The sequence below is a fragment of the Xenorhabdus budapestensis genome, assembly GCF_017743015.1.
Lineage (GTDB): Bacteria > Pseudomonadota > Gammaproteobacteria > Enterobacterales > Enterobacteriaceae > Xenorhabdus > Xenorhabdus budapestensis.
This window is the reverse complement of the sequence record NZ_CP072455.1, coordinates 2575760-2592133: the sequence shown is the minus strand read 5'-3', so window position 1 is coordinate 2592133 and position 16374 is coordinate 2575760. Positions and strand designations below refer to the sequence as shown.

The following is a 16374-nucleotide window of genomic DNA, read 5'->3' as shown; positions in this document are numbered from 1 at the left end:
GGTTTTATTGATGGTTAAAACGTAATGGTTAGCGGATATACCCTATATATTTTAATATGTTGCTGGCAAAGCGCAATTTGAGAGACAACGGGTATATATTCGATTACAGGGGAGTAAATATGTATAAAATGATTTTAGTTCCAATAGATATTGCTGAAGATCATCTGACTGATAATGCACTTAAGCATGCGGAATTTTTGGCAAAAATCTCTGATGCAAAAGTTCATCTTTTTCACTCAGTTCCTGATATTTCGAGATTTTCTGTAAGCTATAGCTATCATTATGATTTACTGAGCGCCTTTGCGAAAAAAGCCATTGCAAATTCCGAAGAGGAACTCAAAAAAGTGGTAGAAAAAATCAATTTGCCAAAGGAGAGAGTATCGTACTCTGTTGCCTTTGGTTCTCCACGCGACAAAGTGCTTTCTACTGCTCGCGAGATTGATGCAGACCTGATTATCGTCGGTTCGCGAAGACCTGATATCTCAACCCACTTACTGGGTTCGAACGCTTCGGGTATCGTAGGATATGCAAATATCTCTGTATTAGTCGTTCGTTAATCTAGACTGTTCCCGTATGACCGGGTACTAAAGTGTTACACCCAGCAGAAATTTTTATCTGTTGGGTGTTTACTCTGATCAATTTCAAAGCCCATCACAGTTAACGGGATTGTAACCATTGTTTTCTTTGTTTATATACCCTATGGATTTCAAGATGTAACTTGAAAGACGACGGGTACAGAGGGGGATATTTTGTCTTATTCTAATATAGTGATAAATTCTTTAAAACATATACTTGAAAATAATGATGCTAATAATTTAACTTCAACTATTGAGGAATATTTTTCCAAGAATTATATTCAAGTAGTAAATGGTATTGAACTTAATTTTAATGATTTTGTTTCGCACATAAATTTATTAAAAGAGACTTTGATAAGTGTGAATGTCAATATTTTATCCATTGCGGAAAAAGAAAATAATGTCCATACACACCACATAGTAAAAGCGATAAAAAAAGATGGTGAACATATTGAGTTTGAAGTATTTACTAGATTTTTGATTAACGAAAGTAAAATAATACGTTGCTATGAGTTAACCAGAAAGATTAGTGGCGGTGAACAAGATGATGATTTAGGGTTTAGGAAATAGTATTGTTTATTATACTCTCAATAAGCCATGGTATACATAATATTCTCATCTGGTATTCAATGGCTAACAGTAACTGATATGGTTTTAAACTGGTTGATTGGTTTGCAGGTTCTGGTAGATTATTCTAACTGAAATACCTTATTGTAGGCATAGCAACGATAACAGGAGTTTCTTTGCTATGCCTTTTGACATCTTGTGATTTGTGACAATAGACAATAGATATCAACTTTATTCATGTCTTACCGCTATATCACAACAACTAACCATTTATATATAACCAAAAATATACTTATAATTGATTAACTTCAAACAATTGTTATTCATAACTATCTGTATCAATCATACTTTTCCAGTAATGGCTATACGTTTTTTCTTGAGTAGATGGGTCAATTGTATAATATTCAAAATAAATAACACCTGGAGCACCAGTGTTAGGATCAGATTTAATCTCATTAAACTCGGGATATTTAAACTTTACAATGATAGTGGAAGTTTTTCCTGCTATTTTGTCAGGTTCATTAGGAACTATGAATTTTAATGTTTGATTAAAATTTTTATTGTTCGATTTAACATATAATCTTAAATAAACATTCCCCCCCCAAATAGGATAAGAAGGATCATTTTCGTCATTAGTCCCCAAAATTTTCACATACAATTCATATCCACTTATAGGATAGTTAGATATCTTCTCTAAATTCACGTTTTCATTGTTTAGAATAATATATTTTTCTGAATTTTCAAGTTTTGGATCATTATTAATATCCGCAAAACTTGAAAATATAGTAGGTATATTGTACGTCCTTTTCACATCTTTATTCGGAGCATTAGTTTCATTACCTATATATCTAACAGTTCTCTTACCTGAATACTGACTTATTCCATGAATAGGAGCAATTACATAGTAAAATTCTGAATTTTTTCTAAATGGAAAAATATCTCTTGGCATTCTAAAAATGTAATTATTGTCACCTGGATTAGAAGCATCGGAAATTTTTTTTACAGGTAAAACTAACCCTTCAGGATCTAATGAACCATTAGGTTTGCTCTTAGTAAAGAATAACACACTATCTGTTATTGATGAATTAGTATAAGAGCCAATCTGAACCTCAAATAATTTCCTACCATTTCCGCTTAATACTTCTCCAGAAAGTTCAAAAATATATGGTTCATCGAGTAAATATTCTTCTTTAATAGGTGAAGATGTAATGATATATATATTACCAGAATAATATTGATGCCCAACTCCTTCCATTTTGCTGATAAGCTCCAAGATGACAGGCTTGTTTCGCATTGCATAAACTCTAAATCTAATTCTTCCCTCGTTATCACTAGTAACTGTTACCTCAATTTTATCACCATGAATAAATGGTATTATACGTTGAGGTATCTGTGTTGAGTCTCTAGGATCAGTAGTAATAATGACTTTTTTTTCTATATGATCTTTAATTTCAGAAAAAATCTGAATAGGAGTATTTCTCAGTAACTGACCACGAGTATCAAATAATCTGGTATAATATCTAACATAATGATCACTATTATTAGACAATTGATTACGACCACTTGGTGTTATACATATTTTTTTATCTTTATACAATTGGATAGTATGTTTAATTAAATTCTTTGCATAATATTTTACTACTCTTTCAATGCCTGAAAGAGTAAAGGAAATTTCATCACCCGGACTTAATAAATCAATATCTCCAACAATACAATAAACTTCCATTTTGGCTGATTTTTTATCTTTTAACAAACTAAAACCACGAATATTTTCTATGTGTTCAAATCCTTTCTGATTTTCTATTTCTATATTTAATGAGTCTGGAATTTTATTCTTTGAACTGATTAAAATTTCAAGATAAAATTTCTGACCAATAACAATATCAGCCCCATTCTTTACAGATAAAATTAAATCAATACTATCATAACATATTGATTTTTCTGCTTTCAACATATTTCACCTCATACAAATCATATATAAATCACCTTTATAAAATATAATTTTTTCATATTAAAGTTAACAATGATAAATCATCACCTATTCATAAAGGATATTTCACTAATAAAAACTATTCTACCATATACCAGACCAGGTTTTTTCATTAGGGCAATTATCATTATCTGGATGAGCATCTCCTCCAGGAAGGATTGTATTAATTTGTGATTCCCATATTTTCCCGTAGGAAATATCTCCATAATAATTGACTTTATAATCTAAATAAATTTGTCCACTAAAGATATGTCCAACATATTTAAAGGGAATGCCGAAAGTTATTTTATTATCACCATAAATTCCTTTTTGAAGTTCCATTATCTTTTTGGCTGACTGATAAATTTGTGAAATTTGATACCTAACAGAGTTAATATATAAATATAATGTTACTTCAGCACCTACTGGAACTTTTGTTTTATCTGTAGGATCATTTGTTCCTTCTATCTGAATGAACAATCCCTCATGATGTTCATTATTACAACGATTTTTCACATCAACTTCATGTATCCTACTATTTATGCTATTCACAAGAAGATGAGCACTAGAAATACCATAACTATTGTAAACTTTACATGCACTATATGTTCTTTCCAAATCGTCTAATGGTTTATTTTTCCCTCCCCCTCTATAATATATGGTTAATTCATCTGAAGATCTGGAATTACCTAAATGATCAACAATAGTATAAGAAAAGCCAACTTTTTTATTATCAGGAAAAATATTATAAGGCAATGACTTATAACTATTACCTAAATCATCTAGGTTTTCTACGGAAAATGATTGATAACTGTATGTATTATCAACAAAAAATAGAATAGTATCATGAACTTTAGCGTCAAAATAAGAAGGAATGAGCATATTAAAATAACTTGTTTCAGGATCCCCTTGAAAATATTCACCATTTCCTTCAATATCAATGGGTGGAAGCTCATGATCTACTTTATTATTATCAATTATAAATATCTTATTTTTTGATATCACGTGTCCCGTTAACCCTGGTACACAAGATTCAACTTGAAACACTAATGATGTTAATCTTTTAGGGTAAATGTAAAAAATCAATTGCCCGTTATCATCAGAATCAATAAAGAAACCGCGAGATTTAGTGTTAATATTTTGCGATTTCAGAGGAGTTTTTTTATCAGTAGCATAAAGGTTAACATCATCAAAATTAGTATATTTTGTTTCTAAAATAGCAACAGAAATATTAGGTAATGTGATACCTTCCTTATCTCTAATCAATGCTATTGCTCTGATATATTTACTTTCTGATAATGAATTATCTCTATCTGGTACTTGCATAAATTCCTTTTCAAAAAACATCGATATCGTGTTTTCATCTATTGATATATTTCTTTTCATTTTATAGCCTCTCTTAATATCAATATTAGTTTAACTACTTGATAAGAATGCTCAATTATAATGAATTAAAAATCATATTATAATATAGAGTAATAAAATATGAATAACTATATTTTTTGTTAAATTACTTTGAAAGTATAAAGATTAGATAATGATATTTATGGATATCTAGATGTGTTAATCTATGCCTATTCTAAGGAAATAATATATTTATAATACATTAAACACATTTAAATTCAACTTAAATTAACCACATGTAAAAAGTAAACGATTACTTCCTTGTAATGAATTCGCTTTGAACTCCATCACTGATAGTTATCTGTTAATTTTGCTGTTCTGTCGGCAAAGGAGGGCAACCATCATTATCATCTTCTGCTTGCTCTGGATATACTGTATCAATATTAGCTCGCCACACTTTGCTGTATGTCTTAGTACCAGAAGCATCTTCAGTATAATAGTCAAAATATAGTGAACCGGTTCCTCCCAAATGAGGTCCTGCTACACGGTTGAGATCGCAATAAGGTATAGAAACCATGATATGTGATGTCGGTTGCCCTTGATCAACCTGAGATGGTAACGTAAAAGGATATTTTTGCTGATTTTTCCGGGAAGTAGGTGAAGTAATATACAAATTAACATACCCTGATGATCCAAGTTTTGGTAATTTAGTATTATTTGAATCATTGGTTCCGAATACGGTCACATATAAACCGGTTACACCCTCTCCACTCTTATCACCAACATATTGTTTTTGTTGGTTGATGGTAGTTATTATGATGTCATCCCCATCAACTAATTCATCTGCGTTATCAGTATAGACATTAATATTAGCATTCGCGTAACTGGAAAAAACTTTTGCCTCATCGTAAATTCGGGAAATATTTTCAAGCGGAGAAGATTCCGAGTTTCCAACATAAGTTAAACCTGCCATATCAGAATACTGTAGTTCACCTTTCATTGGTGCAATAACATAATATATAGACTCGTCTCGATTAAGCATTAAGTCATCATAAGGGAATGAAAAACGATAACTATCCAGATTAGTTATGCTTTTAAGTTTACGTATTTTACCTAACTGTTTAACTTGATGTGTCTCCATATCTTTAATAAAGAAGATAATATTATCAGTATCTTGGTAGTTAGGATAGGATTGAATCTCAACATGAAATTTGTTTGAACCCCCTAAATCTTGTGTAAGCTCTCCACCTTCACCGGCTTCTAAGATATTTGGATAAGCCATTGTTGGCAGATAGCGAGTTAAATTGACAACATAAATAGTACTTGCAGTTCGGGGTGAAATAGAACCTACAACTTCGGCATCTAAATCAAGCCGTACTGGTTGATGCTGTTTAGGGTATACCCGAAAACTAATTTTTCCTTTGTCATCGCTTTTAATGTAAAAAGCACCTTTACCATAAATCATTTGGGGTGTGATAAGTTTAGGGGACTGTTCGTCTGTGGCAAGAGAAACTCGTCCTAATCTTTCTAAAGTATCCGTTGATACCAAAATTTCCAGATTTTTGATTGCTGCACCCTTTATATCGTTGAGTGTGGTTGAAAGTGTAATATATTGACTCCTGGCAGAACTAATACTGTTCTCCTGAACTGGAGTCGGAATATATTTTTCTTCGGGGCTAAATTCAATAAAGCGACCATTCAGTTGTTTAACATTATAACTAACTGATTGTGGCTGAGCTTCGGGCAAAGCAACACCAACTGCGATAGGTGCTATTGTATAAGTAGCAGTCTTTCCTTGTGTTAAGCTCTCATCAATTTGTAGTTTAACTGTCACACTGCCAGAATATTGATCTATAGTATTCCACTTAGATTGATCAATTAACGATACAGTATGATTAGTATCTTCTGTAATCTTTACATTGATTGTATCAGGAAGTACAGAAGCCGATGTTAACGTTATAGTCACAGAAAGGAATTGCCCAGGAAGCACATCTGAACCACTAGCTATTGATGGAACGATAACCAGATCAGGTTTCTTCTTTTGTAATAATTCATTTTCAATATTCATATATAACTCCAATAAATTATATTTATGCTAATATTATTTTTTGTATGTGTTTTATATAAAACCCTATAGTTAACATAGACAAACTATAATAGTTATAAAGAATAAAAATTTTCAAATAGAAATTTAAACAATCATAATGCATTTACCATAAATATGTATAATGAAAATAAGTTATCAGTTGATAACTTTATTTTATCACGATAAAAACGTTGGATTAACGCAATAAGTACAGTTGTGACTAAATAGCTTTCCAAAATGATAAGAGTATTCCTTGCCCCGCGCGATGCGCAGAGTAAGAAAACACCAAATACTGATATTAACGGGGTGGCAATTTACCTCATTTAGGAATCTAGGTTTCATGCGGCTTGTAGCCGCATGAAATCCGATCTAAATACCCCGCGGGTTAATACTCTCACTATTTATGAAAGGAATATAGTTAACAGATAAGATGATAAAGGTCTATCTGAAACATTATGTTGAACTGAATCCGTATAAGACCCTGTACTCGATTTTATGTAATTGCTTTTTATGTTAAACATGAGCATTTAGACAGTTATAGAAGTTGAATATTTCCATATATTTCAGTGATAACTTCAATCTTATGGTTTTCTAATACATAATAAGAATCCTAATGTATTTTTATTTGAAATGAATTTACCAGAAATAAGATCATATACTCCATATTCATCCTCATCAGAAACACTCTTTTTTGTCACCAAAATCTTTGCATTAGTCTTATTCTGATCATTACCATATAGCAGTCCCCAATCATGAAGTTTATTTTTTCCATACTCATCACCAAGAGTATGAGTTATATCTTCTAAAGTAACATTTTCTTCATTAAAATTTTTACAAGATGGATTATCATTCCAAGACCTCATAGTACCTTCTACTGTATAATATTTTTTTATGTCTGCGATATACTTATATGCATATTGTGATTTATTGGGTTTTGTAATAAATAAGGTTATTACTGGATTACCTGGAGCTAAAAAACGCATTTTCCCGTTTCCATCTATAATAATAGAATAGAGGTCATGACCTCCATCAATATCATATCCCACATAATCATTGTCGGTAGACACAAAATCGCCTGAATTTAATTTAATCAATTGTCCTGCAATAGATGGGAAAGCACTATGTGGTCTTCCGTCCTGAGTTAATATTTTTTTCTGTGGTTCTTGATTGTCACTAAGTACATTATAAAGAAGTATTCCTGCTGGCTCATCTTTAGGTTTGAAAATAACATGTGCGGAAGTTTTGTGAACAGGAAGCCCTTTTGGATCTTGCATGGTTAGTGTCACGTTAACACCAGGACCAACCTTACTTGAATCACTATTGTAAGCTGAAATATACCCAATCCCGACTTTACTTGTTAACGTAATTGTTAAGATTCCAGGTTTATTATCTTTTTTAGTCCCGGTAGTCATACTGTTAGCTGTAGAATGTAACTGCAATTGATGAATACTTTTCTGATCAGGTTCTGTAGTCCATAATACATTACTGAAAGTATTTCCTTCAATTGGCTCATTTGTTGTTCCTGCTGTGCCTTTTTTAACAATCAATGCTTCAAATGTATATGCACTACTTCCATCACCAAGTAATGGTTTATCTTTATCAAAATTGATCGGTTTGACCCATGCTATATCAAAATCCACCGGCGGAGATTTAAATTTAACTTCTATACATTTATGTGTTTTTTGAGATTCAGGTTCTCCGTTAATAGTCAAACACACCTCAGCAACAGTGCCTGGGGGAGTATTCTGTGAACTGCTTGTCAATGTTGCTGTTAATTTTTCATTCGATACAGTTGTGGTTTCTTCTGAAGGTGATAGCGATAGACCTGCATTTTGTGGTTTCATGAGTTTCCATTTAACTGGGATTTTGTTTTTATCATCCGTACCTGATATGGTTGCTATAATTTTATATGAACCACCAGGAAGAACAGACCCATTTGATGGTTCTAATGTCATACTCTGAATGGTTGGTTTTTTGCCTTCTTCATGCCCTATCTTTCCTATTGATTTACGTACACCATCTGTTGTCAGGTAAACATTTACATTACCAATATTTTTATCACTAGTTAAGGTCACTTTTTGTGTGATACGCCCATGTTTATCAGTTGTAAGAGGAATTTTATCTCCTGAGCTTTTAGAATTATCAATATTCGGGCAATCGTCTGATGCTGTGCCTTTTTCAATTTTAATCTCCAGATCATTATGTGGCTCTGTCGCCCATTGATAATTTTCAATAATAGCGCAAGGAACTGGAGCTCCTATTTCTGTATCAAAAGTCATTACAGGCTTAAGAATATAAGTTGCCTTACCATCATCTCTTGAAGTTCTTTCTGGAATAATGTAAACAGGCTCTCCTTCTTTCCATTTTTTAACCATAAAAGGCATGACAAGAGCTTGTATCTGCTTAGGTCCTATTTTTTTACCATTAGTTAATTCAGCAAAAACATAAATAGAATAATTATTTTTTTCATCAAGTGAAAATTTCGGTAATGTAATCTGAATAGATTTACCTACCTTGGAAGAAAGTTTCCCGTTTTTGCTTTCAAATATTTTTTCTTCATTGATAGCCCAGTGGACCTGTTTAATAGATGCATCAGCAGGGAATATAGCTGAAATGTTTTTTTGCATATGGCTATAACCCACAATCGTTTCTGGAACAGAAAATTGAGCAATCGGGATTTTTTTATGGTCAAGTACAATATTGTTATTTCTTTCGACCAATTCATAACGGCTTCCTGCCAATGTACGCATAGCAGCTACATTCTCTGGTGATAACTGAGTGCCTAAAGGAACTCCCAGTCTATAATTTAGATTCGCCAAAAATTGTGTTTCAGTACGGCCACCTTCACCTTGTCTATAATCCACACCCATGGTTATCAATGGAATCGGCGTATAAGTCACACCCAATTTAACCAGACTGGGGTTTTTCTGCTTGGTATGCCGATTGAATAAGGTTACGTTTTCGCCGAAATATTGTTCATAAACTAGTTTGCCTCCTAAATTAGGGTAGGCAGGCAGAAAGAACTCTCCGTTAATGTCATAACCATTGGCGGGGCGTTCATGGTGTTCTTCAAAATTCCGTGAAATCTGCCAGTCGCTTAAGCGACGATAAGTGTTGGCAGAGAGTTTGATATAGTCACCCCAAATTTCTCCTCCAAATCCTATCCGCTTGTTTTTACCTGTAAGGTCATAGTCATAAAATGTATTCAGGCCATACATCCAGTTTTGATAAAAATAGCGTCCTCCCAAACCAAGGTTAACTGTATTCCTGCTGTCTTTATTGCGATAACCTAATTGGGAAAAGAGGAGCCAATCCGTTTTATTATCGTAAAGGGGTAATAACAGATCTAATGAATTATTTTCCAATTTACCTTTTCTATCAAGACCAAAGTTAATTTTTGCTGTACCAAATTGAGATAACCATTTTTGGGCTTCGGAGGCAATGGTACTGTTAAATTTACCTAAGGCATAAGATTTAGCTTGTTCAACTAGTTCAGAAGAAGATGATGACAGTATATTACCTACTGTCTGGATATTTTTTGTAATAAAATTAGGTAATTCAGTTTCTGAAAAGTTATCTGCTTTCTGTATATCATCTTTTTTATTTGATTCGTTAACACGGATAGCTAAATTATCTTTTCTCTCTTTTTCTTGGGGAAGAGACTTTTCAGTTGTTAGGTTTTCATCAGCAAAGGCTCTTATCATTGTAGATGGTATCAATAATGTATAAAGCACAGAGAGAAGAACAATGAATTTACTAATATATGATAGCATATAATAAGCACCTCAGGGATTTTGATACTAACAGTGTCTTAACTGTATTTTTATCCATTAAATGATGTTAATCTATTCGTATTTGATATTAGTTAGGTATTTTAATTTTGACAAGAAATCTGCCAAAAGACGAACCCAATTTGTTAAGACACTCAAATCGATGGTTTCTATTTTCATGAATTACGCCCTCATTTAATGGTTAAAAAAAGATCTATTGTGGTACTATTAATAAAAAATATATTGTTGACCATGGTTATAAGAAGATAGTTTTCAGTTAGAAGTGCAAAAACAAACCTCGCTGGATTAAACGAGGTTTGTCAGAGATCAAAGAGCTTCTATATATTTCACAGAGTTTTATTTTATAGAATTTGTCGTAATACACGAGAAAAACTATATTCCCTTCCGGGATACATACTACCGACTGCGTAATCAATCAGTACCAGATGCCCTCTATTTTCTTCTATCCAATCAGCAGGTAGCGGTACTGCCATTTGGTTTTGATCATCAACCTGCTTATAATGAGTCTGTAGCACTGTTTTACCTACCGCACGGATTTCTACTGTTTGATCAAATGACATATCAGAATACTCTATCATAACGTGAATAGTGCTATCACCACGGTAGAAAAGGGTGGGTGCTGGTAAATTAAGCTCTTGTCCTTCAATTTCAAGATGTAAAATTCCTGAATACGTAGCAGTGTTATTGACTAATTTCTCTACTTTAAATTGTACTTTTGCTGTATTACCAATTGTATCAATAAACTCCATCCGAGGAATATAGAATGTCATCGGCATGACTTCATATACTGTCTGAGGTAGTGTTGAGTATATAATACCTTTACGACCTTGCCATTGTACATTGACTACCTGCCCAGAAGCCATTCCATCATAAACTGGCACATCTATTCTCAATCGATCTAACTTATAATAATCATCTTTTGTCAGTAAATTACCTTGATTTCCTGTCGCATCAGGTGCTCTGGGAATATAGCTTGACAAGCTGGATATATCCGAATACGTAAGATTTATATTTACTCTTTGTGACTCATTAACATTCCCACGACTGATTACTTTATAATGAGCTTGAAATTTACCATATATAGAAATTTCGTTTATATGAAACAATAAAACATATGGAGGAAGATCTACCCTATCAGGCGTCATATAATATGACGATGATTTTATAACAGCACCATTTTCACTATTTGAACAATCACCATGCAAACAAAGATAGCCAATTATTTCATCCCCAACATCAGCATCAGGATAGTGTGGTACATACATTATTATGAATTCATTTTCCATTGCTTGAAGATTATGTATGTAGATAGTACCCGTTCCATCTGCTTGTGGAAAAGTAGGTGGAGCAAGTGTTACATCATATAAACTTTTCATTGAATACCTCTTGTTTCTGTTATGTAAATATTAGTTTGGTTGTTGTACTTTCTACATTATTTAATGTGAAATTTTTTTGGTTTTTTAATATATGAATTTTCTATATAGTCTCTTAAGGTTTTTATTTTAAATTTATCTTTCATGAAGATATAGTTTTTGTTGTTTTTAATTAGATGTTCGTAATTTCAATTTGTTAATTCTAGGGATTAATAACTTGATCTTCTGGCTTATAGCTAAAGCTAACATTTTGATTTTCATCAGAAGGGAGTGTCATCTGTATTATTGGTATGATTATCCCTGTAACCTGATAAAAATCTCTTTGATCATGTTGTGCGCTATTCAACCCTTCAGAACGATAAAAGAAGGCTTCGATAGGCAATTTATCAGGGATATTTTGGGGCCAGGTAGCCAAAATTAGTTCGTTATTTAATGGTAACTGAATCAGTGAGCGAACTTTAATTCCTTGCATAAATGCATCTGCGCTCCCTGTTCCTGTGACATCAAAGCCACATTGGGCGAAACGGTTAGAATTAACAACATTTTTATAATGATTGACCCACTGTTCTGCTGTGGTAATTCCCTGTTGTTGACAAGGAATGCTGTTTGGATTTCCTGAATCGGGGCCACATCCTTTGTCACTTCTGTTTATCGTATCTCCGTCAATAGGAAAATAACAAAGAATTTCGGGACGAACTTTATCAGCAGGATTTTCAATATATGGAGAAAAAATATAACCATTTTTGTAATCATAAGCGAGTTCAATATCCTTAACATCATGTCTCAAATAGGAGAATGAAACACCGCCACTTTCTTGGGAATGTGGGCTTGGATTCCATGAGTGATATTTATCCGAAGCAACGGTTCCTCTCAGTAAAACACCAGAACATAAAAATGCAGGTAGACCGTCATCTCCACAATACTTTTGATTATCAAAGTACCTTTGAGTTATTTTTTTGGCAACATCGTAACCATTATGATTTGAATCAGCATTAACAATAGGAATGAAAAAGCTGAATAGGAAAATTTTGGTAAGTAAAATTATCTTTTTCATATTATTATTGCCCTATATATAATTTTAAAAAGTTAATAAGGTGATTAATGATAATTTTGGTTAGGTTGACTGTATTAAAGTGGTTTCTCTGTTGTAATTTATTGATATTATTGTCTTTTATCTTAATTTTGTAGGTGGTTTTTTAGGGTTTATTTTATCTTTATTATTTCCTCTTTAATAGAATTTAAATTCAGGATGGTTGTGATTTATATAAGGTGTGTTTTTTATTTGATTATTTCAAATCACTTTTTTTTATCAACCAATAACTTATTTTTATTGGTTTTAAATATTTCTTTAACGAAAGAAATATTTAAAACTATAAATTATGATTGATGTTTTGTATTTGTAAGATGAATTTAATTCTTTTCTGATTTTACTTTTATAAAAAGATGATTTTATACAAGAGGGAAAAAGGCGTGATGATAATAAGGTATAATGAATGCATGTTACAATTTCTTAAAAATTAATATTTTAAAAAGGGAATGACAGATTCCTGGTTAAAGAATTTCAATGGAAGTTAGTTTAATGATATAAAATATCCAGAAGTGATATTTTTATGCTAACTTTTGATATGGAAAAATGTCACTTTCATCCATAATAATAAAGCTGTCATTATCCATTTCTCACCCAAAAAGAAACGAAGTGGGTAATAGATTAATAACAAAACACAAAGAACTATTAGAAAAATAAATGGGTTTTTGTGTTTTTTTCTTAAACATAGGGCAGGTTTATAGTTCATCAGAGAACGAATTTAAAGTAATATCTAACTGATTTTTACCTGCAATGAAAACCTGAATTTGTAAATGATTTTCTGAAATATGAATAGTGTTGATAGTAACCTTTAATTTCATGAGTATTTCTTTACAACATCCAGTGGTTCGTGTTCAAGCTGTTCAAATTTAGTATTGATCGTCATTTATTTTATTAAAAATATTAAAGTTGATTTAATTTTACTCAGACAAATAGATTTTAATGGCTTAATAAACAGAGTAATTGAGTCTTTAAAAGTGCAATAAATTAACTTATTCTATGCATTAAGTGATATTGATTTTAACAAATTAAAATAGCAAACTGATCCTACAGTATCCATGTAAGAGAAATTCGATAAATAATATGTGTCATTTATTTGTCTGATCAGGCAGGATACCAGATTGGTATGATACAACAAGTGAATAGGTATTATTTTGAACAATAAATTTCGCCTTTGGACAAATTATCTTTTATTTTTGGCATTCATTGCATCTTTTAGCGCATGGAGTATGCCGACCAACTTTGAGCAGGCTAAAGTAGAATCACGAAAATATGTTTATGATGGGCAAGAAAAATCAGGCATTGGTACTTTGTATTGTGGCTGTAATTGGCAATGGGTAGGTAAAAGTGGCGGGCGTGTCGACCTGGCCTCTTGTAATTATCAAATCAGAGCACAACAAACCCGTGCTGAGCGTATCGAGTGGGAACATATTGTACCAGCGTGGGTATTTGGTCATCAGAGACAATGTTGGCAGAATGGCGGAAGAAAAAACTGTGTTGATAATGATCCGATATTTCGTGCGATAGAATCGGATATGCACAATCTGGCACCTTCCATTGGTGAAGTTAATGGGGATCGCAGTAATTTGAGTTATGGAATGGCTTCCAGAAATTTACCTAATATGTATGGTGCCTGTAGCAGTAAAGTGGATTTTAAATTACGCCTTTTTGAACCGCGCGACAAAGTGAAAGGGATGGTCGCCAGAGTCTATTTTTATATGCATGATCGCTATAATTTGACGATGTCACACCAGCAACAGCAATTAATGATAGCATGGGATCGTCAGTATCCGGTAGAAGCCTGGGAGCGGGAACGGGATAATCGAATCGCCCGCATTATGGGGCACCATAACCCATTTGTTACAGGGAGTAAGAAATGGCAATTAGGGCACAAAAATTCTGGTCAAAGGTTTAGTAGGCAAAATAATAGTCAAAATTTAAATTCATACCAATCAGTTACTGAGCCGGTTTCAGTTAAAAAATCAACGACGAAAGTCACTCAAAGTGAAATAATTAAAGGCAATAAAAACAGCCAGATTTATCATTTTGCACATTGCTCCGGATATAAGACAGTAGCTGATAAAAATGCTATTTATTTTCGTTCGGAATCTGAAGCTCGGAAAGCCGGGTATTATTTGGCAGGTAATTGTAAAAAATAACTAAAATATATTGGATTGTTATTTTTAGGAAGTGAACTGGTGATTGAGACCGAACTACCAATAAAAAGGTGGTCGTCTTAGCACCGGTTTTTTCATGGGCCTTAATGAACTGAAAAGGGGATTCCCCTCTATTCTATATAACGCAGTTATTCTATCTATGATAGAACCATCGGTGATAGAACACTACAAGTGTGAACCCGTTAATTATATTATAAATGATGAACTTTAATTCTGCTGCTATACATTATTTTAAGCTTTTATCTTCACCCGATTATTTACGACAAAATACCCTCCGAATACAGTATATTTTCCTCGGTCGGCTTTGTTAGGATCTCTTATAATTTTTCTCTGGTTATCTGTTTTTCTGACCCTTTCTCTGCCAAGTTTATGTGCCCACATCTGAGTTCGGTACTGATCTAAAACCAACCGATACCAATGGTAATCCCAATTGTATGAATTATCTGGCATAGTATAGAGAGCAATAACATAATTGGGATGATATTGTGCATCTGTAAGTTCATCAAGTTTAACTAATCCATCTGCTATAGCCCCATCTATAACAGCCTGAAGATAACGTTTTGTATAAGGAAATGTGATTGGTTTACCACCGTAACTGCCGGGCTGAGGATAATCGTTACTTGCATAGTTACACGCGTAAGCATAACAATTATTCAGAGCAATGCGCGTGGGATCATTCCAGAAACCCTGGTTATACCTGGCCGCATCTATATCATAAACTCGTCCAGATAATGGGTCGGTAAATTTTACTGACATATGCCAACTTGGTTCGTGTATTCGATTAAATTCAGTCTTTTTGTATTCCTGTTCATCTTCTTGTTCAGTGCTTAGGGAAGTATCAGAGTTATCTGACCGGAGATCGTGTATTTCCTGTTTTATATGTTTTTTGAGTGGATTATCTTGGGTAAATTTTTCAAGTAAAACCAAGCCAAGCTCTTTACTGTCTTGCAGATCTTCCGCTATACCATCACAGACATGAAATGAATTAATCAGCCCATATTGACGTGCTGATCCTTGTGCGGAGTCTTCAATTTCGACAAAAAAACCAGAAAATCCGAGCTTTCTCTCACTTATCCCAAAGTTTATTCCCTTTCTCTTATCTCGCATGAAATCTAATAATGGTTTGATATCAGTTCCGTCAAAAAACCATTGATAATTTTCCCGCCCTGAAAAAGTAAGTAATGTTATTTTGATCATATCAAACTCCGTATATAAATTTAGTATAAATATTATTTTCCTCAAAAAAGGCAATATGGTTGAGAATATATTTATAGTGTATAAATATATGCTTGTTAATATTAAAATAATCTGGATGAATATCTAAAATAGATATGTTACCATTGATTGTTTTCTAAATCGGTCTTTAAGTTTGGAAGTAAATTATTTTCCTGGAAGAGAGTTTCAATAA

At 32.8% G+C, this 16374-nt stretch carries 10 protein-coding genes; 3 read left to right on the top strand and 7 right to left on the bottom strand.

From position 1 onward, the window contains the following. Positions 1-119 precede the first annotated feature (119 nt). Positions 120-557 carry a universal stress protein gene (locus HGO23_RS11195; protein ID WP_099136975.1) on the top strand — a complete coding sequence of 146 codons (438 nt, stop codon included), beginning with the start codon at positions 120-122 and terminating at the stop codon, positions 555-557. A gap of 192 nt (positions 558-749) precedes the next feature. Then, complete coding sequence (locus HGO23_RS11190) at positions 750-1145, top strand: nuclear transport factor 2 family protein (protein WP_209026653.1); 396 nt, start codon at positions 750-752, stop codon at positions 1143-1145. 316 nt (positions 1146-1461) lie between these two features. Here HGO23_RS11190 and HGO23_RS11185 read toward each other — a convergent pair whose 3' ends face one another. From HGO23_RS11185 to HGO23_RS11160, 6 genes are all read right to left on the bottom strand, one after another. Beyond that, complete coding sequence (locus HGO23_RS11185; protein ID WP_209026652.1) at positions 1462-3096, bottom strand: hypothetical protein; 1635 nt, start codon at positions 3094-3096, stop codon at positions 1462-1464. Between the two features lie 120 nt (positions 3097-3216). After that, on the bottom strand, positions 3217-4497 hold the full coding sequence (locus tag HGO23_RS11180; protein WP_209026651.1) for a hypothetical protein: 1281 nt from the start codon (positions 4495-4497) through the stop codon (positions 3217-3219). Between the two features lie 322 nt (positions 4498-4819). Further along, on the bottom strand, positions 4820-6523 hold the full coding sequence (locus tag HGO23_RS11175) for a hypothetical protein (protein ID WP_099136971.1): 1704 nt from the start codon (positions 6521-6523) through the stop codon (positions 4820-4822). A gap of 599 nt (positions 6524-7122) precedes the next feature. After that, positions 7123-10314, bottom strand: a complete 3192-nt coding sequence (locus HGO23_RS11170; protein WP_209026650.1) for an inverse autotransporter beta domain-containing protein — start codon at positions 10312-10314, stop codon at positions 7123-7125. Between the two features lie 359 nt (positions 10315-10673). Beyond that, positions 10674-11708: a hypothetical protein gene (locus HGO23_RS11165; protein WP_099136969.1), complete on the bottom strand. Its 1035-nt coding sequence runs from the start codon at positions 11706-11708 to the stop codon at positions 10674-10676. Between the two features lie 199 nt (positions 11709-11907). Next, positions 11908-12759 carry an N-acyl homoserine lactonase gene (locus tag HGO23_RS11160; protein WP_209026649.1) on the bottom strand — a complete coding sequence of 284 codons (852 nt, stop codon included), beginning with the start codon at positions 12757-12759 and terminating at the stop codon, positions 11908-11910. 1184 nt (positions 12760-13943) lie between these two features. Here HGO23_RS11160 and HGO23_RS11155 point away from each other — a divergent pair. Then, a complete protein-coding gene (locus HGO23_RS11155; RefSeq protein ID WP_244967787.1) occupies positions 13944-14948 on the top strand; it encodes an endonuclease in 1005 nt (334 codons plus the stop codon). 249 nt (positions 14949-15197) lie between these two features. Here the strand turns inward: HGO23_RS11155 and HGO23_RS11150 are convergent, their stop codons facing one another. Then, the gene (locus HGO23_RS11150) at positions 15198-16163 is read right to left on the bottom strand and encodes a hypothetical protein (protein ID WP_209026648.1); all 966 of its coding nucleotides are present in this window, start codon (positions 16161-16163) and stop codon (positions 15198-15200) included. Positions 16164-16374: the final 211 nt, after the last annotated feature.